At 35.1% G+C, this 24054-nt stretch carries 17 protein-coding genes; 12 read left to right on the top strand and 5 right to left on the bottom strand.

Annotated elements, in window-relative coordinates; translation table 11 throughout:
• Positions 1–508: 508 nt before the first annotated feature.
• The 3 genes from ubiE to ubiB are packed head-to-tail and all read left to right on the top strand — an operon-like array spanning position 509 to position 3659.
• A complete protein-coding gene (ubiE, locus tag CWS31_RS04115) occupies positions 509–1348 on the top strand; it encodes a bifunctional demethylmenaquinone methyltransferase/2-methoxy-6-polyprenyl-1,4-benzoquinol methylase UbiE (protein ID WP_246143348.1) in 840 nt (279 codons plus the stop codon).
• 2 nt (positions 1349–1350) lie between these two features.
• The gene (locus CWS31_RS04110) at positions 1351–2079 is read left to right on the top strand and encodes a ubiquinone biosynthesis accessory factor UbiJ (RefSeq protein WP_101344613.1); all 729 of its coding nucleotides are present in this window, start codon (positions 1351–1353) and stop codon (positions 2077–2079) included.
• A gap of 11 nt (positions 2080–2090) precedes the next feature.
• A complete protein-coding gene (gene ubiB / locus CWS31_RS04105; RefSeq protein ID WP_101344612.1) occupies positions 2091–3659 on the top strand; it encodes a ubiquinone biosynthesis regulatory protein kinase UbiB in 1569 nt (522 codons plus the stop codon).
• 194 nt (positions 3660–3853) lie between these two features.
• Here the strand turns inward: ubiB and CWS31_RS04100 are convergent, their stop codons facing one another.
• Positions 3854–4663, bottom strand: coding sequence for a transporter substrate-binding domain-containing protein (locus CWS31_RS04100; RefSeq protein ID WP_170252758.1), 810 nt, complete (start codon positions 4661–4663; stop codon positions 3854–3856).
• Positions 4664–4985: 322 nt separating this feature from the next.
• Complete coding sequence (locus tag CWS31_RS04095) at positions 4986–5531, bottom strand: hypothetical protein (RefSeq protein ID WP_101344610.1); 546 nt, start codon at positions 5529–5531, stop codon at positions 4986–4988.
• 248 nt (positions 5532–5779) lie between these two features.
• Between CWS31_RS04095 and CWS31_RS04090 the strand changes: the two genes are divergently transcribed.
• Positions 5780–7291, top strand: a complete 1512-nt coding sequence (locus CWS31_RS04090) for a winged helix-turn-helix domain-containing protein (protein WP_101344609.1) — start codon at positions 5780–5782, stop codon at positions 7289–7291.
• Positions 7292–7469: 178 nt separating this feature from the next.
• On the opposite strand, the gene rep is transcribed toward CWS31_RS04090, so the two are convergent.
• On the bottom strand, positions 7470–9503 hold the full coding sequence (gene rep, locus CWS31_RS04085) for a DNA helicase Rep (protein ID WP_101344608.1): 2034 nt from the start codon (positions 9501–9503) through the stop codon (positions 7470–7472).
• Between the two features lie 112 nt (positions 9504–9615).
• Between rep and ubiK the strand changes: the two genes are divergently transcribed.
• The 4 genes from ubiK to CWS31_RS04065 all read left to right on the top strand — a co-directional run bounded on the left by ubiK (position 9616) and on the right by CWS31_RS04065 (position 16621).
• Positions 9616–9867, top strand: coding sequence for a ubiquinone biosynthesis accessory factor UbiK (ubiK, locus tag CWS31_RS04080; RefSeq protein ID WP_101344607.1), 252 nt, complete (start codon positions 9616–9618; stop codon positions 9865–9867).
• Positions 9868–10076: 209 nt separating this feature from the next.
• Positions 10077–12818: an XrtA/PEP-CTERM system TPR-repeat protein PrsT gene (gene prsT, locus CWS31_RS04075; RefSeq protein WP_101344606.1), complete on the top strand. Its 2742-nt coding sequence runs from the start codon at positions 10077–10079 to the stop codon at positions 12816–12818.
• Between the two features lie 141 nt (positions 12819–12959).
• Positions 12960–15770 carry an XrtA/PEP-CTERM system TPR-repeat protein PrsT gene (gene prsT, locus CWS31_RS04070; protein WP_101344605.1) on the top strand — a complete coding sequence of 937 codons (2811 nt, stop codon included), beginning with the start codon at positions 12960–12962 and terminating at the stop codon, positions 15768–15770.
• 191 nt (positions 15771–15961) lie between these two features.
• Positions 15962–16621 (top strand): PEP-CTERM sorting domain-containing protein, encoded by a 660-nt coding sequence (locus CWS31_RS04065; RefSeq protein ID WP_101344604.1) that lies wholly within the window; start codon positions 15962–15964, stop codon positions 16619–16621.
• Positions 16622–17100: 479 nt separating this feature from the next.
• Here CWS31_RS04065 and CWS31_RS04060 read toward each other — a convergent pair whose 3' ends face one another.
• Entirely contained in the window at positions 17101–17406 is a 306-nt protein-coding gene (locus CWS31_RS04060) for a c-type cytochrome (RefSeq protein ID WP_101344603.1), read from the bottom strand.
• A gap of 208 nt (positions 17407–17614) precedes the next feature.
• On the opposite strand from CWS31_RS04060, the gene CWS31_RS04055 reads away from it, so the two are divergent.
• The 4 genes from CWS31_RS04055 (at position 17615) to CWS31_RS04040 (ending at position 22246) form a co-directional block, all read left to right on the top strand.
• Positions 17615–17932, top strand: a complete 318-nt coding sequence (locus tag CWS31_RS04055) for a DUF3630 family protein (protein WP_101344602.1) — start codon at positions 17615–17617, stop codon at positions 17930–17932.
• Positions 17933–18153: 221 nt separating this feature from the next.
• The gene (locus CWS31_RS04050; protein WP_101344601.1) at positions 18154–21210 is read left to right on the top strand and encodes a hypothetical protein; all 3057 of its coding nucleotides are present in this window, start codon (positions 18154–18156) and stop codon (positions 21208–21210) included.
• 155 nt (positions 21211–21365) lie between these two features.
• A complete protein-coding gene (locus tag CWS31_RS04045; RefSeq protein WP_101344600.1) occupies positions 21366–21575 on the top strand; it encodes a DUF1289 domain-containing protein in 210 nt (69 codons plus the stop codon).
• Positions 21576–21715: 140 nt separating this feature from the next.
• Entirely contained in the window at positions 21716–22246 is a 531-nt protein-coding gene (locus CWS31_RS04040; protein WP_246143344.1) for a hypothetical protein, read from the top strand.
• A 7-nt stretch (positions 22247–22253) separates the two neighbouring features.
• Here CWS31_RS04040 and queG read toward each other — a convergent pair whose 3' ends face one another.
• Positions 22254–23516, bottom strand: coding sequence for a tRNA epoxyqueuosine(34) reductase QueG (gene queG, locus CWS31_RS04035; protein ID WP_101344599.1), 1263 nt, complete (start codon positions 23514–23516; stop codon positions 22254–22256).
• Positions 23517–24054: the final 538 nt, after the last annotated feature.

Here is a 24054-nt window from a genome sequence, read left to right as displayed (position 1 = left end):
GTTTGCCTGGATAGCATTAAACACGATGTTAAGTGCTGAACGGTGTAATACCGATTGAAAGAATAAATCAATCATCTTTAAGTGGGGTGGGCGTAGATAATAAGGTGCTTGATTGATGCAATAGAAAAATAAGTTATTTAATAGCTATAGTTGAACAATAATTTAAAGCGTTAATCTTTATATCAGATTTATGTAGAGACAGAATGTGTAGAGGTATAATGTCAAATTTTAGACAAAAAAAACCGATAGCAGGGGCTATCGGTGATTAGCTTATGAGGAAAGCTAGAATATACAATAATTACAACAAGTGTTCGCACGAGGAACAAAACTGAGTATAGAGTATATGCTCTAGTCGGACAAGTAAAAATTGTACTTTTATTCTAAAAATTTTGTTTTAGTACAATATAAGCTGTAATTAATAAAAATTAACCTGGGTATTTGGTGATTTAGCACGCATACAGTAAACTATCGGTAATTATCGTTTTAATCTTGTTTAAGTGAAAATATCATGTCAGCTACCGAACAAAATTCTCAAGAAAATGACTCTTCAATCAATCAGCAAGTTTTAGCTGACACAAATGTTAAAACCGAGAGTAATTCAGAAGAAAGCAATACCACACACTTTGGTTATAAAACGATAGAAAAAGACGATAAAATTTCTATGGTTGCGGGGGTTTTTCATTCTGTAGCTAAGCAATATGATGTAATGAATGATTTAATGTCATTTGGTATTCATCGTTTATGGAAACGTTTTACTATTGATGCAAGTGGCGTACGTCCTGGCAATAAGGTGTTAGACTTAGCTGGTGGTACCGGTGATTTAACGGCTAAATTTTCGAAACTTGTTGGTCGTGAAGGTCAGGTTGTTCTGGCAGACATCAATAGTTCAATGCTTAATGTAGGTCGTGACAAATTACGTGATAAAGGATTAGTGCAAAATATTGAATACGTGCAGGCGAATGCAGAATACTTACCGTTTGAAGAAAATACCTTTGATATTGTGACCATAGCTTTTGGTTTACGTAACGTAACCGATAAAGACAAAGCGCTGCGCTCTATTTATTCGGTATTAAAACCAGGCGGTCGTTTACTAGTATTAGAGTTTTCAAAACCTGAGCATGAACTATTAAATAAAGCTTATGATTTTTATTCGTTTAACATCTTACCTAAAATGGGTGAATTAGTTGCTAAAGACGGTGATAGTTACCAATATTTAGCTGAATCTATTCGTATGCACCCTGATCAAGAAACCTTAAAGGCTATGATGGAAAATGCGGGCTTTGAACAAACCACCTTCAAAAACTTAACAGGCGGGGTTGTGGCTTTACATAAAGGTTATAAATTCTAATCATGTCGATGACAGATGAGAAGCCTTTAACGCTAAGCGATAAAGTGAGTAATAGCATTTTATTACCACAAATGGCAACAGCAACCATTGAGTTTGTTATCAATAAAGCACTCAGTTTAAATAATAAATCAATTTCATTTACTGCATTAGCGCAAAAAACATTAGTGCTGACGTTAACAGAATTACCTTTTTCATTGTGCTTTACTGTAAAAAATGTAGCTAACTCGACTGAAATTATTGTTAGGTCACAAGCTGAAGCAAGTGACTGTACTATTCAAACCAGTTTACAAACGCTTAAAAAAATCAAAGCAGAAGAATCATTAACAACGCTTATTAAACAAGGCGAGTTAGATGTTATCGGTGATATTAAAGTCGCGCAGCAATTTGCTAGTATTGCTCAATCGTTAGAGGTTGATTGGCAATCTGAGTTAGCAAAACACCTTGGTGATGTGCCAACCCATAAATTATTACAATTTAGCAATAAAATCAGCCAATCAGTTCGTGCTAAAGGTAAACAGTTTGAGGCCGATGTGGGAGAATACTTAGTGCACGAAAAACGCCTAATTGTTACTAACAGTCAAATAACAGCTTTTAATCAGCAAACTAAAGATGTTGCTAATCAAGTTGATGACTTGTCTACTCGCATTAACAACTTGGCAATACAAATCGACAAGCGTACTGCTTTAAATCATGTTATTCACACTAAAAACACCCCTCCAACTAACGCATAGGAAATACTGTCGTGAGTAGTCAACGTCTTTATCAAATAGTTAAAACTTTCTTAAATTTTGGTTTAGACAAAATGATACCGGCAGGTTATTTACCTTGGTACGCCAAAGCTGGTAGAGCTTGTTTATTTTGGCTTGGAAATAAGCACAAAGATAAAACGCCTGAACAGCGTTTTCGTTTAGCGATAGAATCGTTAGGCCCAGTGTTTATTAAGTTCGGTCAAATGTTGTCAACAAGGCGTGACTTGTTACCCCCAGAGCTAGCTGATGAGCTTGCTGTATTACAAGATCAAGTTACCCCTTTTGATGGAGAGCAAGCTAAAACTATTATTATTGCTGCAATGGGAGAAGAGGTTTTTGAGCAGCACTTTAAAGGTTTTGATTTAATTCCACTTGCCTCTGCTTCAATTGCGCAAGTACATACCGCTACCCTAATCAACGACAATGTTGAGCAAAATATTGTTATCAAGGTTTTACGGCCGAATATTAGTAAAACGATTTTAGCCGATATTAAGGTTATGTCCTTATTTGCTGGGATTGTTGCGCGATGGATGCCTGATGGAAAACGTTTACGCCCTAAAGAAGTAGTAGAAGAATATCGTAAAACTATTTTAGACGAACTCGATTTAAACCGAGAAGCTGCAAATGCTATCCAATTAAAGCGTAATTTTGAACAGGGTAGTGAATTTGATAAAGCCCTTTACGTACCTGAAATACATAGTGAATACAGCTTTAAAAACGTATTAGTGATGGAGCGTATTTACGGTATAGGTGTTGGTGAAGTAGACACCTTAAATCAGCTTGGCGTGAATATGAAGTTATTAGCTGAACGTGGTGTTGAGGTATTTTTTACCCAAGTGTTCCGTGATAGTTTTTTCCACGCAGATATGCACCCAGGAAATGTATTTGTTAATACTAGTAACCCAGCTGACCCTACTTGGATAGCCATTGATTGCGGTATTGTTGGTACGTTAAATCAAGAAGATAAGCGCTATTTAGCCGAAAATTTTGTCGCCTTTTTTAATCGTGATTATCAAAAAGTTGCACAGCTACATGTTGATTCTGGTTGGGTGCCAGCGGGCACCAGTGTTGATGACTTTGAATTTGCTATTCGAACTGTTTGTGAACCAATATTTAATAAACCATTGTCTGAAATATCTTTCGGGCAAGTGTTAGTTAATCTATTTAATACTGCTCGTCGTTTTAATATGGAAGTGCAGCCCCAATTAGTTTTACTACAAAAAACCTTACTTTATATTGAGGGTTTAGGTCGTCAGTTATACCCACAATTAGATTTATGGCAAACGGCGAAACCGTTTTTAGAAAATTGGGTAAAAGAGCAAATGGGTGTTAAAGCTGTTTTTAGTAAAATTAAAGCTAACCTACCTTTTTGGAATGAAAAACTTCCTGAAATGCCTGATTTGATTTACGACTATTTAAAAACAAGTCGTACCAATCAAAGCCAACAAACGCAATTAATGCAAACTATGCTACTTGCGCAAAATAAACAAAACACTCGTGTTATTTATAGCATTATAATTGCAGCCATTATTGTTGCAGCTGCTATTCTGCTGAGCCATTAGCCACTAACCATTTAAACAAGTATAAGTTGCTGAATTATATTTTTTAAAATACTAAAAAATAGAAATAAAAAAGCTCTGATAAACAGAGCTTTAAAAATTCTTTCTAATTAACCAGAGTTCCGGATAATTAAGTTATCGTTAATCTTTTACTTAATATTTAGGATTGAAACTTAGCTTTTAATTCAACCTGTAATTTAAGGTAGTGCAACTATCCAGCTGCTGTTTTCAAACCATTTCTTTTGTAATGCATCTATCATACCCATGTTTTCATAAGTATTTAGGTAGTTACGTACAAAGTTTTCAAGTTTAGGGTTATTTGTAGGCAAAGCAATGCCAATAGGTTCAATAGATAATGGTTGTTTAGACGTTACAAGCCCATTCCCTGGGTTGCGTAAAACTGACAGCTTACAAATAGCCATATCTGCAACTAATATATCTGCTTTGCCTTTTAATAACATTTCAACACCGTCTTCATAATTACTAATGGTTGATAACGTTGCTTGTGGAATATTCTCTTTAACAAATATTTGGCTAGTTGAATTTTCTAACGCAATGATACGAGTGTTTGCATTATCGAAGCCGTCTTTTGTTACTCTTTCCATTACTTCACGAGTGCTTAGCATCGATTTACCAGAAACATTGTAAGGACCAACAAAAGTTGCTTGCTGTGAACGGTTTGCTGTAATGGCCATGCCAGAAATAATCATATCTGCTTTACCGCTGTTCAACGTTGGTAATAGGTCACCAAAAGGCACTTCTACTATTTCAAGCTCTACATGCATTGCACTAGCGAAAGCGCGAGCTAAATCAACATCAAAACCCATTAAGCTTTTTTTACGGTCTTTCATATTGTAAGGTGGTTGATCGCCAGACATAGCAACTTTTAAAATACCGCTATTGATAATTTCAGCGAGTACATCTTTTTTGGCGGCAGCTTGTACATTACCTGAAACGATAATCATCGTAACCATTAATACAATGGCGGTTCCTAACTTTTTAAACATGTTAATCATAAAATCCTTTATCCCTTGATTGTAAATAATTTGAATCCTTCTTACTTTACTAAGTGAGCAGTAGGGTGTCTACCCGTAAATCAATAACTTATTTAAACTTTAACAATGACTAGTGCGGGATAGACAGTTCCGGGTAGATAGAGTTGGGTAGTAATGCAGGAGAGAAAGTTGAATACAAAATAGCGGAATAAAAGAGTCCCTTTTATAAAGTTATAAAAAGGACTATTCATTAATGTTTTATCTTTAGCAGTATAAAAATACTATCTTAGGATAAATATTACCCTGGATAAATACTGTCAGCGGATAAATAATACTAAAGCTGAGGTTTTAACCACTGCACAACATCTTTGCTTAAATCTTCTAAACACTTCTGTGCTTCCCCACAAATAGATACACCGGGCTGATTATATTTTACTACATCTGTAGGCTTGATATGTTCACTTGAAGTAGACGCAACTGCACAAGTATGTTTCGCTGTTTGTATATCTTCACCCTTGATAATACCTGCGGTTATTTGAAGTTTAGGTAAGTTAAAGTCGGTTATTTTACCGTAAATATGATCTTTACTTAGCACTAATTGTTCAATATCAATACTCACCACCGGTATTTTACCATTATGAATTTTTTCAGTAGTGGTAACGGCTTCTATCTCAATATTTTGCTGTTTACTTTTTTTGATAATAAGTTCTACTAAACTTTTATCAATATCACATGGTAGGGCAGGTTGATTGTAATTATAGCCTTCAACGTTAAAACCTATATTTTGATTAATATACACATCAGCTTCTGATGCATTCGCTTGGGTAATGAGTGCTATTGCCCAAAGATTAATTACTGTAAGTGATAATAATATGTTCATAAGTAACTCCATTCTTTAGTCGTGGTTTTGCTGTAAGTTGTTTTTGTAATCAGTTATTACTGTATATTAACTTTGTTTTTTAAGACTAACCCAACCATGAATATAGACTTACCTTTTCCTTACCATTAAAAAATACTTTTATAACAATTGGTTACAGAGGTGTCTTTTTTAGTGGTAAGTTGAATTATCCACCTAATATAATCTAAAGTAATAAGTATAAATAATAAAAAGCTAGGAATATAACCTTGATGACGGAAGCAACGAACGACGATTTTATGGTGGGCAGTATTCTTATTTCACCACAGCACAACACAATGACGCTGGGTGAACATACTTGCCGTTTGCAACCCAAAGCAATGGCGGTATTAGATTACCTGGCGAAACATCAAACACGTGTCATAAATAATGAAGAATTACTGGAACAAATCTGGCAAGGTCGTGTTGTAACCTATAATTCTATACAAAAATCTATGAATGCTTTGCGCTCTGCGTTTGCTGAACTCGATAGTGATAAAGAATATATAGTTTACTTTTCAAAACAAGGCTATCAATTAGTTGTGCCTAGCGTCATTGTAGATAAAAATTCCAGAAGTAGTAACGATAGTGCTGTGAATAATAGTGTTGTAACTACTAGTGGTAACAAGTTTACTGTTATAGGCGTAGCTTTAGTTCTATCAGTACTTGCGATGAGTATGGCTTTTTATATGCTCTATTCTCCCGCAACGATGGATATCTTAAAAACGGAAATATCTCAGACAGTGTTTAGCCAAGTAAAGCCTTTTGTATCGAATACAGGTCGAGAGCGTTTGATTGAGCCCCATGTTTATAGTGAACGTGTCGCTTTTGTACGTGATGCAGAACTCGATGAGAATAAAGAAAGGCAAAGCCAGTTATTTATTCAAGGTACTAAAGGTACCCAGTGGCAAATAGGGACAGCAAGGGGAAATTTTATTGCCCTAGCTTGGTCTCCTAGTGGTCGAAACTTAGTTGCGGTTGATGCGCATCATAAAAATAATGTAATAGCAGAGCAGCAAGATAAAGCCAACTATTATAGTTTTCATATTTATACGCTAGATTTTAAAGCTGAAAAAATAATAGAAAAAAACTTACTCAGTCATTGGCAAGGTAATGTTAGTAGTGTTTCCTGGTGGGACGAAGGTACGCTAATCTTCACGGGATCTGAAAGTAAAAACTTTCCAAACGAATTATATGGTTATGGTATTGCGGAGCAAAATTTAAGTAATCTTACTCAATATTTAACAGAAGATACAATTGAAGCTATTACAGAAGAAGACTTACAATTAGTGGCTGTTAATAATAAAAAAGCAGCGATTTTAAGTGTAGGTTCTGGCTCAAGCTCTGATTTGGGCGAGAGCGGAGGATATTTACTTTTTTTAGATGAACAGCAACAAGTTATTAGCCGTTGGCCGTTACCTTTCAAAGTGTTATCTATGAGTTGGTATGCGGATAAAGACGCAGTATTATTATTATCTGAAAATAACGAGTTATCAATATTATATACCGATGGTCGATTAGATCTTATTAATTATTATCCAAAAATAAAAAGTCCAATGCGTTTAGTGAGATCTACCGAACAGGGAGATCTAGTGTTAACTATTGCTGGCGAGAATCCCGAGCAAAGTGATAATTCAGATCAAGAATTGAATAACCTGTCGGTTGCTGAAATGTCTGTTAATCGTCTTATCGAAAATGGCGGTGGTGTGCTATATAGCGCATCACAGATAGGTAAAAATTTGTAAAAGAGCTGTTAGTTTTAAATCACAATGTAAAAGCGTTACTTTATAACTTTACTATTTTATTACCCGAATACTTGCTACTAATAAAAATGCATATTTCAAAGCGATATCAATTCAAGGCACATTTTTTATCAAGGTAGTTCAAGTCTTTAACAAATACAGCTAAAGCGCTTCTGTTCTTTTATTTATTAGCTTCTTTGGCTTTGGCTAACCTTGCTCTGATATCGGCTATACCTTGTTTATTTGATTGCTCAACATGTTCGGCAGTTTTCTTTTGCGCTGCACCAAGTTCCCAATTTAAATCATCTTGCGGTAATTCATGTAGAAAACGGCTAGCTTCGGTGCGAGAAACTTCACCAAATTGTCTACGCTCTCTCGCGTAAGTAAATATTAACTCACGCTGTGCGCGCGTTATACCAACGTATGCGAGGCGACGCTCTTCTTCTACACTGCCTTCATCAATACTGGTTTGATGTGGCAGTAAACCTTCTTCCATGCCAATTAAAAATACGTAAGGAAATTCTAAACCTTTAGAAGCGTGTAAGGTCATTAACTGTACTTGATCGTTACTGTCTTCTTCCTCGTTGCGTTCCATCATGTCTCGTAAGGTTAAACGCGTAACAATTTGTGGTAAGGTCATCGGCTCTTCGTCTTCACTACCTTCTAGCATTTGCGTTACCCAACTAAATAACTCTGTTACGTTTTTCATACGCATTTCGGCGGCTTTTGCACTAGGTGAAGTATCGTATAGATAATCTTCGTAATTGATTTGACGGATCATAGAACGCAATACCGCAGCAGTGTCGCCGCGCTCAGCTTCATCAGCAATATCAACAACCCATTGGGTGAATGCTTGCATTTTCATTAAGCTGCGACCAGTTAAGGTTTGCTCTAGCCCCAATTCGAAACTTGCTGCAAACATACTTATTTGGCGCATGTTGGCGTAAGTGCCAAGCTTTTCTAAGGTTGCGGGACCTAATTCACGTTTTGGCACATTAACAATGCGTAAAAAAGCATTGTCGTCATCAGGATTTACAAGTACACGCAAATAAGCCATCACATCTTTAATTTCAGAACGCGAGAAGAATGATGTACCACCACTGATTTTGTATGGAATACGGTTTTGCATTAGAGCTTTTTCAAGCAAGCGAGATTGATGGTTACCACGGTAAAGAACGGCATAATCTTTGTATTGGCTGCGATTCATAAAGCGATGACCAATTAATTCACCAATAACACGTTCTATTTCATTTTCTTCATTCTTCGCTTGGATAACTCGTAACTCAACACCATAAGCAAGTTCACTGAACAAAGCTTTATCGTAAACATGTGGGTTATTGGCAATAAGTACGTTGGCACATTTTAAAATACGTCCACTTGAACGATAATTTTGCTCTAGTTTAATCAACTTTAGTGAAGGAAAATCTTTACCAAGTAATATCAAGTTTTCAGGTTTAGCACCGCGCCATGAATATATAGATTGATCGTCATCACCTACTACGGTTAATCGGCCGCGCTCACCAGTAATATGTTTTACAAGCTCATATTGACTGGCGTTAGTATCTTGGTATTCATCTACCAATAAGTAGCGAATTTTGTTTTGCCAGCGTTCACGTACTTCCGGGTAGTTTTTCATTAACAGTGTTGGTATAAGGATCAAATCATCAAAATCTAAAGCGTTATAAGCTTTCATATGAATGTGGTAACGTTGATAAAACTCAGCGTACTCGCTACTTTGTGCGTCATTAGCTGCTTTTAATGCGTCATCAGGTAGGAATAAATCGTTTTTCCAGTTTGATATTTTGCTCTGTAATTGACTTAGTAAATCTTTGTCACCATCAAGTTCATCAATGGTTAACTCTTTAAGTAAAGCTAAAGAATCTTGATCATCAAACAAAGTAAAGCCCGGTTTGTAACCTAACGTTTTAATTTCACGACGAACAATATCAAGACCAAGAGAATGAAAGGTAGAAACGGTTAATCCACGAGTAAGCTCACGTCCCAACATTTTTTGAATACGCTCTTTCATTTCACGCGCAGCCTTATTGGTAAATGTTACCGCTGCAATGTTGCGTGCTTTGTAATCACACTTTTGAATGAGGTAGGCTATCTTTTGACAAATAACACCAGTTTTACCTGAGCCAGCACCAGCTAATACTAAGCATGGGCCACTGACAAATTTTACCGCTTCATTTTGTCCAGGATTGAGTTTCATCGACTTTAAATTACTTTCTATGTAAATATTTTTAGTGGTAGAGATTTTACCTGTTTTTAGTCTTCGGCAAAACAGTTACAATGCGAACAAGCATCAATTGAAGGAAATAATTATGATCAATGCAAAAAAGATTGAAGAAATAGCGAAACAAGTAACGGATTCTATTCCGCCTAGCTTAAAAAATATGGCGAATGACTTTGAAGACAAAGCAAAATCTGTATTACAGAGTAAGTTATCGCAGCTTGATGTAGTAACCCGTGAAGAGTTTGATATACAAACTCAAGTACTGATCAAAACTCGCGCAAAAATAACTGAACTTGAAGCTAAGCTAGCGGAGTTAGAAGAAAAAATTTCAGCGAGTTAGGTTGTTTAATGTCACTAAAGTTTCGCAACTTATTGCTAAACTGAAAACCTATAGAATATAAGGCCTGTTAACTTTGTTGTTAATGGGCTTTATTTTTTATTCACTCAAATCTGAGTTTGTATAAAGTGAGTGATATTGGTATAAGTATTGATACTAAGTATTCGTATAAAAATATATTTAAAATAATAATGCATTAAAGGAAATTCAGCATGAAATTTGTAAAAGCCTCTCTATGTTTAAGTGTCGCACTGGCAATTACAGCCTGTAGTGAACCTGCCTCTGTTGAATCCCATTTAAAAAGTGCAAAAAGCTACCTGAGCCAAAATAAAACTAATGAAAGTATTATTGAATTAAAAAATGCTATTCGAGTAGATAACAAAAATGCCGAAGCACGTTTTTTATTAGGTCAAATATATTTAAATTTAGGTGACGGTGCTGCGGCGTTAAAAGAGCTTGAACGCGCACAACAATATAATTATATGGCAAACAAGGTGTTGCCGTTACTCGCCCGAGCTTATGTATTAACAGAAAGTGATGCAGATGTCTTAGCGTTAAGTGAAGCAGCTTCCGTACTGGCTAGTGATGAACAAAGTCACTATTTAGCTTATAAAACCTTATCCGCATTGCGCAGCGAACAAGTAGAAGTTGCTAAAGAAAGCGTAGATTTAGCGCAGTCGTTGGGAGAGGAAAATAAATACAGCATGCTTGCTTTGGCGTATTTACAGCTTTCAGAGGAAAATTATGATGAAACAACAGCCTTACTTGCAAAAATATTATCTATAGACGCTAAACAAGTTGATGCCCTCATGCTGCAAGGGCAAGTATCAATGGCAACTAAAGATTATCAACAAGCGGCTATTAGTTTTAAAGAATTCCTCAACTTACAACCTCGCTCAGGCATTGTGCAATTATTGTTAGCTGACGCTTTGCTTAAATCGGGACAAGATGATGAAGCTGAGAAATACGCAGATAAAATATTAGCTCAAGTTGAGAACCAACCTTTCGCTCATTATATTAAAGCCATGGTTGCCTTTAACCGTAAAGAATTTGATAAGGCTAGTGAGCACGCTGAGCTTGCGTTATCGTCAAACTTTAATCAATTTAATTTAAAGCTAGTTGCGGGTGCGAGTGCCTTTTATTTAAAAAATTGGGAGCGAAGCCATTATCATTTAAATACAGTCGTTGAATATTTACCTCAAGACCATCAAGCGAGACGAATGTTAGCGGTTACGCAGCTTGAATTAGGCTTACTTGATGAAATAAATGCAACCATTGGCGATTTTAATGGTGAAACTGAGGCAGATGCACAATTTTTATCTTCAATGAGTTATAAATTATTAGAGTTAGGTGCAACCGACGAAGCTAAAAAGCTACTCGCCCAAAATGAGCGAGCAACGACTAACGCGGGTGATAGTGCCAGGCAGGGGATTTTAAAATTAATGATGAATGACCCTTCAGGCATTCAAAATTTAGAAGAAGCTATCGCGTTAGACCCCGGGTTTATTGAAGCTGAATTAGCATTAGCTTACGCCGCATTGCAAAACAATGATATTGAAAAAGCCACATCAATTGCGACTAAATGGCAGAAAGACTACCCTGAAAAATCAGGTGGTTATAATCTGATGGCAAGTATTGCAATTAAAGAACAAAAATATATCGAAGCGGAAGCCGCTTTAAAGCAGAGCTTAGCGTTAGAACCAGATAATATCTTCGGGTTATTAGAGCAACTTAGATCAGCTCGTCAACAAAACAATGACTCATTAAGTAAACAACGAGCGGATTACTTAATTAACCTAGCACCGAATAATAATAAAGTATTAAGACAATACTTTGGTGTTTATCAAAATGAAATGGCTTTAGAAAAACTACAACAAGCTTACCAAGCAAATAAAGTAGAAACGGATAAAGCACTATTAGTTGCTGAAGCTATGATGAGTTTAGAAAAATATAAAGAAGCAGAAACATTATTATCAAGTATTGCAACAACTGATAATCTACCTAAAAGATATTGGCAATTAGTGTTGTTCAGCTATAAACAGCAAAATGACGTTGCGAAAGTGCAATCAACATTAGAGCAATGGTCAAAAGCGAGTCCTTACCATATTGAACCTGTTATTTTATTGGCAGACTTACATGCGAGCCTTGGTGATAATTCACGCGCGTTAAGCGTTATAAAACGCGGACTAGATTACCATAAAGATAATTTAGTACTGCAGCTAATACAAATGCAAATTTTACTGAACAGTAAGCAAATTGCTGAATCTAAAGTACTATACGAAACATTAGCGACTGCGGATTTTAATGATGCATTAAAACAAGGGTTCCTTGGTCAAATTTTATTACTAGAAGAAAGTTATGAACAAGCTATTCCTAAGCTTTTAACACTTTACGAGGTTTATCCTAGTAGTCAAAATGCAATGTATTTGGCGCGCGCTTATTTAGGAGATAAACAAGATTCTAAAGCGGTTGAAGTATTAGAAAATTATCTAGTTATTGATCCAAATGAAGGTCGTATTAAAACCATGTTAGCGGGTATTTATCTTGAAGATGATACCACTAAAGCGATAGGTGTCTATGAGGACGTTGTTAATAATCAACCGAAAAATGTTATTGCACATAATAACTTAGCTTGGTTATATTTAGAGCAAGGCAAAACAGAACAAGCATTACAGCACGCAGAGCAAGCTTTTAAATTAGCGCCACAAATAGCCAATGTTGTTGATACTTATGCTCAAGTCTTATTAGCTACGGGTGATAACCGAGCAGCGCTGAAATATGCGAGTCAAGCGGTTGAAATAACTAAGGGGCAAGATGTTGATATTCAACTTAATTATGCTGAAGCCTTGATCGCTAATAGTCGCTCAAATGAAGCAAAAGATATATTAAGCCAAATAACAACCACAACAGATGTACAAAAACAGAAGAAAGAAAAATTAATTACGCAGCTGTGATGAAATCGAGTCGATTTAAAATTATTACAGGGTAATCATTTTATTTGGGTTTAGCTCTAGTGATACAGTTAACTGTATTATTTGTGTGTCAGCTACAACTTATAAGCACTTAATAAGGCTGATATTTAACAAGGAATTAGTATGAATAAATTATTAATAAGCTCAGCAATTGCCCTAGCTTTAAGTGTAGGAGCTTGTAGTGAACCACAAAATACCGAGCAGTTACTGGTCAGCGCACAGGAGAATATTAAAAAAGGTGAGTTTGCTACAGCAATTATTGATTATAAGAATGCAGTTCGTTTATCTCCTCAAAATGCTGATGCACGTTTAGGTTTAGGTAACGCTTATCTTAATCAAGGTGACTATATTAGCGCTGAAAAAGAGTTAGAAAGAGCGGTTGAGCTTGGTGCTAGTTTTACGCAATCAGCTCCGTTACTTGCACAAGTAAAAACAAGACTTAACAAATTTGATGACGTCGAAAAATTAGTTGAAGCAAGTGATGATTTTAACGATACCGACTACGTGGTTATTTTAACTTATGCAGGAATTAGTGCGCTTGCTAATGGGCAAGCCCAAAAAGCACAAGATTACTTATCTCAAGCGGCCTTAATTAATAGAGAAGCTGACTTTAGTAAACTGGCAAACGCCTACTTACTCTATAGTGATAAAAATTTTACAGGGGCGCTTGAAAGTATAAATAACTTATTAGTAACGAATAATGATTTTTCAGAGGCGATATTGTTACAAGGTTATTTGTACTTTGCTTTAGAAAAATTTGATCAGGCAAGTGAGTCTTTTGACCGTTTTATATCTAATTACCCACAGGATTATAATGTTCAATTTTTGCAAGCCAATACCTTAATCAAAGCGGCTAAGTATGAACAAGCGAATAAGCTTACCAACTCCCTTTTAAGTACATTTAAAAAATCACCAATTCCACTGCAATATAAAGCACAATTAAAATTTCAAGAAGAGAATTACCTTGAGGCAAAAGAATTTGCAAATCAAGCGCTTGGTTATGATGAAAATTTGTTTACAGCAAAAATGATTGCAGGTGTTAGCTCCTACAAACTTAATGAGTTAGAGCAAGCGTATGATGCGTTAATTGGCTTTGAAGATATGTTACCTGCAAAACACCCTATCAATGTGATCTTATTATCAATAAAAATAAAACTAGGCTACACCGATGATTTAGCAACATCAGTAGCTAGGCTTGAAGCGCTACAAAATAGCGAAAGTAATACCGATTTATTACAAGTAACTAGTTTAGAGTTAATGAATACGGGTGACTTTGCTAACGCCCAGACTTTAATAAATAAAGCGGCACAAATTGCACCTAATAGTGCACAAATCAAAAGACAACAAGGGGCTTTGTTACTTAGTCAAGGCGACTTATCTGGCATTGAATCATTAGAACAAGCCTTAACACTTGACCCAACTTTGCATGAGACTGAATTTGCTTTAGGAAGTCAATATATTCAAAATAATGAAATAAATAAAGCACAAGCGATTGCTGAAAAGTGGCTCGCTAGTGAGCAATACCAAGTATCAGGAAACCTGTTGTTAGGTCTTATTTCTCTGCGAGAAGAAAAAGCGTCAGAAGCGGAAGCTTACTTTAATAGAGCTTTATCATTAGAAAGCAATAATGTCACTGCACTTTACGGTTTAGCCTCGGTATATGGCTATAAAAAGCAAACCGCGGAGGCAATATTAGGTTATGAAAAAGTGTTGGAGTTAAACCCCAACCACTACGAAGCAATTAGTCGATATAACTCATTACAAGCAATGCAGGGAGATACAGCTTCTGCTATTTCTTTTTTAAATGCATTATATGAAGCAAATAAGCTTAATGGCTATATTCATAAAAACCTAGTCGTAGGTATTGCATTAAATTTAATCAGAAGCCAACAGCTAACTGACGCTATTGTTTTATTAGAAAGCTTAAAAGGTGAGAACAATTTACCGACTAGCTACTGGTCAACTTTGGCAAATACCTATGCATTAACGAAGCAATTTGATAAGGCATCAGCTACTTTGGCTGAGGGTGTCAGGCTTAATATTAATAGCTATATATTACGAGCAGCTTATATCGCGGCATTGGCACGTAACAATGAGCTCCCTGAAGCTTTAATAGCTGTAAAACAAGCCAATATAGACTTCCCTCAAGATGAAAACTTCATGTCAATACTAGCGTATTTAGAGCTCGCTACTAACGATATAAAAGCAGCTAAAAAGCAGTTGGCAGCTATTAAAAAAGAAGGGTTTAGCAACGACTTAACGGTTGATCTAACGGCTAAAGTTGCGATGATAGATAAAGACTATCAACAAGCTATTAGCCTATATAATAGTATTTATCAAAAATCTCCTACTGCATTGAATATCATAAATTTATCAAGGGCATTGCAGTTCTCTAATCAAGGTGTTCAAGCAGAACAAGTAATAGAAAATTATTTAAAAGAGAATAATGACGATAACCGAGTAAGGATGTTACTTGCTGAGTTGTATCAGAAAAACGATAGTAATGGAGATAAGTCAACTAAAATTATTAACACCTATAAAGAGGCTATATTTTTTCAGCCAGACAATGTTATAGCCTTGAATAACCTTGCGTGGCAAGAATATCTAACTAATGATCTTGTTAACGCGCAGCAACATATTGAACAAGCTATAGCCATTGAGCCTGATGCTTTAATGCTACAAGAAAGCTACGGCGTTATTTTGGTTGCTAATAAACAGCTTCCTCAGGCTATAAAGGTATTAACCGCTATACAAGATAAAGGCTCAGTAGATGTTACGGCAAAAGTTGCATTAGCAGAAGCATATATAGCAACTGAACAATTCGAAAAAGCCAAAATATTATTAACGGATTTAAGTGCGCATAAAAGTGAAGTTAACCAACGAATAGCACAATTAAAGCAATTAGTTTCTATGGATAATAATGTAACTGAATAGGTTAGTTTATTAAAGTGAGAAGAGTGTCAGTAATTTTTACAATAGTTTTTTAGGTTAATTATTATAATATTACATGTTCATGTATCATTATGTTTTATATGGTAAAAAAAATATTTTTATGTGTTGGCATAGCTTCTGCATATTACAGGTAGGTATCACAAACAACTTTGTAAACATATAAGGAAGATGACATGAACTTTTTAAAAACTATAGCAGTAGTGTCTGCGATTGCAGTTTCAAGCTTCAGCGTTAATGCTGAGCAACTTTCAGTAGCTGGTATTACTTGGGATTCAGAGTATGATCTTGGCTTTAGCCCATTTAATGACTTTATCGCTAATGCTTCTTTCGTGGAAGCTAGAACAGCTACTGAAATTTCAGGTAGTGGTAGAGTAGGCGTTTTAAACGGTACAGCACCAACAACTTTTTGTGTGGTTGCCGGTTGTGCACTTACTTATACTTTTGATGGTTTTAACATCGATACAGCTGGTAATGTTACGGGCGGAACCTTAGATTTTTGGGTTGAACATGCTGATCCTCTTGCGGCTGATACTCTTTGGTTATCATTAACTTCTATCTTTGCTACCCAGAGTTCTACAGCAACTTCATCGTCATTTACTTCATATTTTGATGTAAATGAAATAGCTGGTACAGCTTGGAAAAACTTTGACACTAACTCACAAGCACATAACGCTGATGTTTCATTAATATCTGCTAATAATACTTTCGATATTGCACTTAATGAATATCATGGTGGTGGTCAATTTAAATCTAACTCAGTTCCAGCTCCAACTACTTTAGCTATCTTTGGCTTAGGTCTTTTAGGTCTAGCTGCTGCACGTCGTAAAGCATAATTTGCTTAATGACTAAACTTTAATTGATGTAATAATCATTAAAGTTTACAAAAAAACCTCCTTCGGGAGGTTTTTTTATACCTAAAATATCATAGTTGTAACTTTCTTTAGTGCTAAGTTTAGGATGCCTACCTTATAAAGAATTGTGGATTTGCCATATCAAATAAATTAAAGATAGATCAAAACTCAAAGAGAATAAATATTCTAGTTTTAGTTCAAGCTAAAGGCGAGATAGTAACGCCAATGATGGCTAATCGGTAGCTCTTAAACGCAGCTAAATATAATAAAATACGGATAAATAAGGCTGTTGTAGTATTTTTCTTATCCAGAACTCAGGTTATCTAAACATTTTTAGCTTCAGGTATTGAGTAACTAAATTTTTAACGCATAAAATTTATACATAAAAAAACACCGTTTAAGTAAACTTAAACGGTGTTTTTTTATTAAGTTGACCTGAACTCAGGCTAACTTAATAAAGTTTATTTTAAATTAGCAAAGTAAGCAGCTAAGTCATTCATATCTGTTTCAGAAAGAGCCATAACCATACCTTTCATAGTTGGATCGTTACGTGTTCCTGATTTAAAGTCTTTAAGTTGCTTAACAAGATAAGCTTCTTTTTGACCTGCTAAGTTAGGGTACATTGGAATAGCGGAAATACCCGCGGCACCATGACAAGCGGCACACATTGCTGATTTTCCTTTACCCGCTTCAGCATCACCTGCTGCAAATACAGGAGATATAATCATTACTGTTGCTGCTGTAACAGCAAGTAGAAATTTATTCATAGTTTCACTCTCTTTAGATTTAAGTATTTGTAACTCATTATAATACATGGCAGTTCATGTATATAGTTAAGCTACAAAGATAAAATAGTAGTTTGAGTATATGAAATATAAGTTAACTTGTCGTTGATTTTTTATCAAAATTACTGATTAGCGATAAACTTTAACAGTATAATTGCAAACTAATTCTTAAAAATGACAGTAACATATTATGCAGCAACTAACCCCTAAACAAGGTATTGAATCGATTACCTATCAACAAGACCACTTGAACATATTGTTTGCACAAAATTGGTATCAAGAAGATATTACTGAGCTAAGTAAGTTGGTTTTTTTACCTGTAGAACCAGTGATAATTAAAGAGCAAAATTTTGGTGCTGACAGAGAAGATATTCGTTTTAATTGGAACGAAAACTATTTTGTGTTGAATTTTGATTTTTACAGTCAGTCTTGTTGGATTGAAGGTCAAGATAGCGCAGCTACTGAATGTTTAAATCTACTTTATACAGCTATAAATAAACGGTCTTAACTGAAAAATAAGTGCGTAACATTGCTTATCAAGTGCTCAGGTTGTTTAATAGTTGTTTAATTTAAACAAGCTTATGTGATTATACAGCTGTAGTATTTGTTCAAGATTTCAGAAGCAAATTAACATTAATAATACGGCAAGTAAAAAGCTTAAGACTAATGTTTTGCTAGGCTAAATAGTATAAAATATCGACCAAAAGAAAAATAAAAAAGTAGATTGAAATGAGTGTAAAAAAAAGTGCAAGGAAAGCTGAAGAAAACGCTAATCAATTAATAGATGATTTACCTGAAGCACCTTCTGATAAGCAAGTAACTGAACAGCAAATTGAATCAAGTTATAGTAAAAAGTTATTCCATCAATTTTTTACCTTACCATTATTTAGTATATTTTTAGTCGTTGCTGTGTTGCTATCTTCTTCTTTATGGCTGTTAACTCAACAATTAAAGCATACGCAAACGTTAACAACAGAACAATTACCTGCTTTAAAATCACAGTTATTACAACAAACCTATCTCATTAATTTAAATGAGCTACTCAGAGAGCTGCTGCATACCGATAATCCTAGTGATATTGTGAAACTGCAACAGGCACTTACTCTACAAAGTAAAAAACTATCACTTTTAAAATCAAAGTATAAAAGTGATTATCAACAATGGTTTAATAACAATGACAAGGCTGTTAACCTTGTAATAGGTATCGCAGACAATTATTCGAGACATGAGTTACTAAAAAATAATTCATTAATTCAGCTTGATACTCTGCTTGATGCAATCAATATTGAGCTAGGTGGCGAACAGGTTTCAGCCAATCAAGAAAAATTACTAAACAAAGTAAAAAATCAACTTTCAAATATAGTTATCACACTTAAAAGTTTAAGTTTACTAACACCAGTTACTGTCATTGAATCATTAAGTCATCAAATAGATGAAATGTTTGTCGAAGATTACGCTAGACAATTAGCAAACCAACAGACAGACAATCAAAGTGTGAGCGATATTGTTAGAGATTTTATTCGTTTTGAAGATCTTATTTTAAAACATGGTTTGTTGTTAAAATGGCAAGCTCAATTGAGCTTAATGGCTGATTATCAAAAGCAATTACATTTACAGGAACAGCAAGTTAAGCATATTCTTGCAAGTATTGTAAAGACTAACTTAGAGGGAAAGTCTGTACCCAAAGTGAGTGATGATGAAGCTAATTTTGCAATTAACATAAAGTTAATCAAGGAAGCCGTTCAATTAATTCCGCCACCTATTTGGATTTTTTATACTGTTATCTTGTGCTGTATTATAGGACTACTTTTTGTTGTACGCGCTCGATTAAAAACAGTTAATAAAGTGAACATCAATTTAATTGAACGCGCTATTCAAAGTGAAAAAAGATCGTTATTAACCAAAGGGAATAACACGTTGATACAAAACGAAGTCACTCCTTATTTTTGTGCTGAAACAGAAGAATTAATTAAAAGTATTGAGCAGGTTAATACCGGTAAATATACTGAATCTATGTACCTTGCACTGTCGGAAAAAAATAATCGTCTGACAGAGCAACTTGCCAAAGTTAATGTAAAAGCAGATGAACTAACAGACAAAACACCAGTGTTTGAGTCGGATTGTTTAATTGATGCTAAAACGGCATCTTCATTTGAGTATCAACGATTTATCACATTGTATACAGCTACAATTAAACAACTTGTGTTGTTGGGAGAAAGCTCAATATCAGCTAATTTAAATCTTAGTAATAATAAAAACATACAAACGCAGAATAATTATTTGTTTGAGGCATACATACAAGGTCGAGATTTAGCTAAACAATTAAAGCGTGCAGCTTATTATAATTACTTACTGAGTGACGGCGCAGTATTAACATTAAATAATGTAAATATTATTGCTGAAATTAATGTTGTGTTGTTGAATTTACAAAACACTTTATTGACGAGTAATAATACTGTATCGATTGATTTTGATAACAAAATTAATCTTGGGGTAACTCTTGATGTTGAATTTTTTGCAGAATTGTTTAATGCTTTCATTTGTTTATTATTAACTGAACAAACCAATAAACATTTAATGATAAGGTTAAGCTTGGTTGATAAAAACAATGGCCAACAAAAAATAGAATTTGTTGGTCAATTGCAAGTAAATGGAAATAACAAATCTCAATTACCAAAAGCACTTCAGAGTTTTAGCAGTGAAATAAGCAATGAAGTAAATGAACAAGAGTTGAAGGTTGAGATACAAGAATTAGGGCGTTATTTTTCTACCTTATTAAGTTATCAACACGGTGATGTTGCGATGGCTACGTCAACAGATGAATTCTATCAATTTTCTTTCTCATTACCTCTAGCTGTAACCGATGAACAATTTACTCATAGTCAATTTGATTTATCGTTTCCTGCTAGTTTTCCTGAAATTAGCCAAACGTTTTCAACATTCGGCTGTAAATACTTAACTATGCCTATAGAGGTATTATTAGCGGTTAAGTCACCTGAAAAATATCAAGCTTTACAATACAGTTTACAAAGCTTAGGGCTACAAACTTGCTTTGTTAACAATGAATATCTGTTACAAAAATATTGGCAGAGCGGTCGCTTTGCCGTGCTAATAACAGAATTACCATGTAAGCCATTTACGACATTTTTAATAGATGATCCGATGCAAGAACAAAGTAATAAAAGTATTGATGTAAGCCGAGGAGTATTTAGTTTAAACCGTTTAAGCATTAAGCTAGAAGATAAGTCACAAAATCCATCTTATAGTCATTGGTTCACAGGGGAGCTTAGCGTTGGTAGTAGTATCGATGAGGTAATAACTACAATGGAACCTTGGATAACAACACTACAGAGATTGAGTGCAACAACTAATAGAGTAACTGAACTTGAGTCAGCTCAAACACAGGGTTTTATAAAACTTGATAATCCAACACCTTTAAAACAAATTGCTAGTTTTGATTTTAATAGGTACTTAAAACATCAAGGCTCTGCTGAATTAGCGCTTTTTATGTTAGATGAATACACAACGGAAAACGGTGATTTGATAACGGATTTACACCAAGTATTTCTCAATAATGAAACTGAAAAAGCGGGGCGCATTATTCAAGCACTACTGGATAATAGTAAGATACTCGCCGCTGATTATTTATTATCACTGTGTCAGCAATGGCAAACGTTGTTAGCTAATCAAGCTTTGAACAACTTAGATGAAATGCAAATTATGCTTTTGAATAACACTAAAGCAGCAGTACAAGCTATTAGTGAACATGCCGTTTCGATTGCTTAATATAGGTTTAAGTATAGTTTTTATAATATTGTCAGCGTTTTATAATGGTAACTTAGCTTGCTATTTATATAGATAGCTTATATATGTAAAATTTGGCATTTAGCATATATGTTGGAAGTATAATTTTTTTGTCGTAATAATGCGAGTTAGGCATTATGAGGAGTACCTTGAGTAAACCCGTCAAGATAAAGTTAAGTGATACGCCTTGTGTCAGAAACTGTTGCTTAGATGAAGCAGATATTTGTCTCGGCTGTTTTCGTCACCTTGATGAAATACTTGCGTGGCGAGATTGCTCTAGTGCAGAAAAACAGAATATTATGAAAAAATGCCAGCAACGAAGTTCTGATAGAAAATCGGAAATTTAACATGTCAAGTTAACGCGCGAAACTCAACGTGTGTTCATTTTCTCGTATTGTTATTTAAGCCGTTATTTTGTAAAATTTGACCGCATCCAAATAGCAATTCAACATTACTGTTATATTTATCTGAATACGAAGGACTCTTTGTGATTGATAAGAAAACACTTAAATCTATTCTCGATTTTACCGAGGAGCAAAATCAAGCTCCTAGCTTTATCCTCATCTATATTCTTACTTGGTGTGCTTGGCATAACCAATTATTTAGTCACTTTATTAGCGCAGAAGGTGATTTTCTAACGCGAATGTCTACTGCATTTTCGGAAATGGGCGAAAATCAATTTATACTTGTACTGTTTTTTACTTGTATCATTTTTTTAGGGCGCCTAGCTTTTAACTACTTTAGTTTTCGTTCAAGAGAGTTGTTAAATTCAGCGGAAGATACTTTTGAAAATATAAGAGAAGATCAAAAGTTTGCTAAGAACAGTGATATAGCAAATTTAATGGATGCGTTAACTAAAACAAAACAACAGTTAGTTGAGGCAAAAGAGCGAGAAAAAGACGCCATTAAAGACAAAAACGACACGCTTAAAAAGTTATTAAGTTTGCAAAATGAGCTTGATGAAGCCAATGCAGATATTGCAGTATTGACTAAATCTCAACAGCTATCGGCAAAATAGCTCAATATTAGGCGTCTCGTGGCAGGCCTTTTTCAATAGAGCGCGTTAACCTAAGTGTTAAGCGATGGTTTTTATCAAGTTCGATAGCGGCTTTATCAACCATATTCATTTTCAAGTTTTGTTGGTTCAATGCCCATTGAATATGCTCTTGTACCAGTTCACTACTTAACGTTATTTTATCTGTCAGTGCCGTTACTATAGCTTCTTTGTATGGCGCATTACCTAACGCTACGGCAATATTTCGCATCCAACTTTGAAAGCCTATTCGCCTAATGGGTGAGCCTTCAAGTGTATTTAGAAAGTATTCTTCAGACCACGAGAATAACTCTAATAAGCTTACATCGTCTAAATTATTTCTTGCTTGAAAATCATCAACAAGACCTATTTTTGCATACTTATTCCACGGACAAATTAATTGGCAATCATCACAGCCGTAGATTCTGTTTCCCATTAATGGCCTTAACTCTTCAGGAATTGCCTCGGCTGATTCTATAGTGAAATAAGAAATACAACGCCTAGCATCAACCGTATATGGCTCTACAATGGCATTTGTTGGGCAAATTTTAATACAGGCAACACAGCTTCCACAGTCATTAATTTTAGATGCTGTAACCTCTACAGTTTCTGATAGTTTGTTGGCGCGATCACTGTATTCATTGACGGTAATTGGTAGCGGAATATCAACAAATAATTCACCAAGAAAAAACCATGAACCCGCCTCTTTGTTAATTAATAAAGTATGTTTACCCGCCCAACCTAGTCCTGCTTTTTCGGCTAAAGGTCTTTCCATTACGGGGGCTGAGTCAACAAAAGGTCGGCAATTAAAATCAGGGCAATGATCAGCTATTTTTTTACCTAATTGCTGTAATCGTTTACGCATTAATTTGTGGTAGTCACGACCTAATGCATAACGACTAATATAAGCTTTTTGTTTATCTTTAAGAATGTTGGAAAATTTAGCATTATGAGGTAGGTAGTCTAAACGCACACTGATCACTCTCACAGTCCCTGGTACTAGCTCCGCAGGTCTTGCTCGCATTAAACCATGACGCGCCATGTAATCCATATTACCGTGATAGCCGTTAGCTAGCCATCGTTCAAGTACCGGTTCATGGGCAGATAAGTCAATATCGCTGATACCAATATCTGAGAAGCCAAGCTCTTTTGCCCAGCGTTGAATTTTATTTGCTAGGTCTTGAAATTTGACTATTGCTGAAGGGCTTTTAACCTTTTCGATTATTGCTTCGTTATTAGTAGGGGGTATTGTCATACGGATAATATGGATTTTAGCTTAATTATTGATGCGGTAAATACGTTTAAAGCGTAGTGTTAGACTAAGCTTAGCATAAAAGTTATTAGTGATCTTAGCGCTTTTTAAGTGCGAGCATATATTCAGAGCTGTTCAGCTGTTATTATACTCAGTTAGAATATCAGTGCAGAATCGCTGTGAATAACTTATCATGATAATAATTGTACAAGAGTGAAATATTAAATTATTTGCCTAGGGTCTGTTGATCTTTCAGGCTTAAAATTTATTCAATTTAAAACGTATTTAATCGCGGCGCGAGCTTTGCTTATCTTTATTGAACGCTAGTCATTCTATTTAAAAATCGAGCAACAAAGAGTAAATTCGTTTTAAATGAACCTAAAGGCAGCACTTGTTTGAAATTTTTACTGCGTTTTCGCCTGTTCGTGCAGACAGCTGCACGTCACATGCTCTGCCTTGTTTAAATGCTAAATAATTTGCTGTAAAAGTAGTCTCGAAAGAACAACAGACCCTAGTAGTAACTATCATAAACATAGAAAAG

It is taken from the genome of Colwellia echini (genome assembly GCF_002843355.2).
Taxonomy (GTDB): Bacteria; Pseudomonadota; Gammaproteobacteria; order Enterobacterales; family Alteromonadaceae; genus Colwellia; species Colwellia echini.
This window is presented reverse-complemented; position numbering and strand designations above follow the sequence as displayed.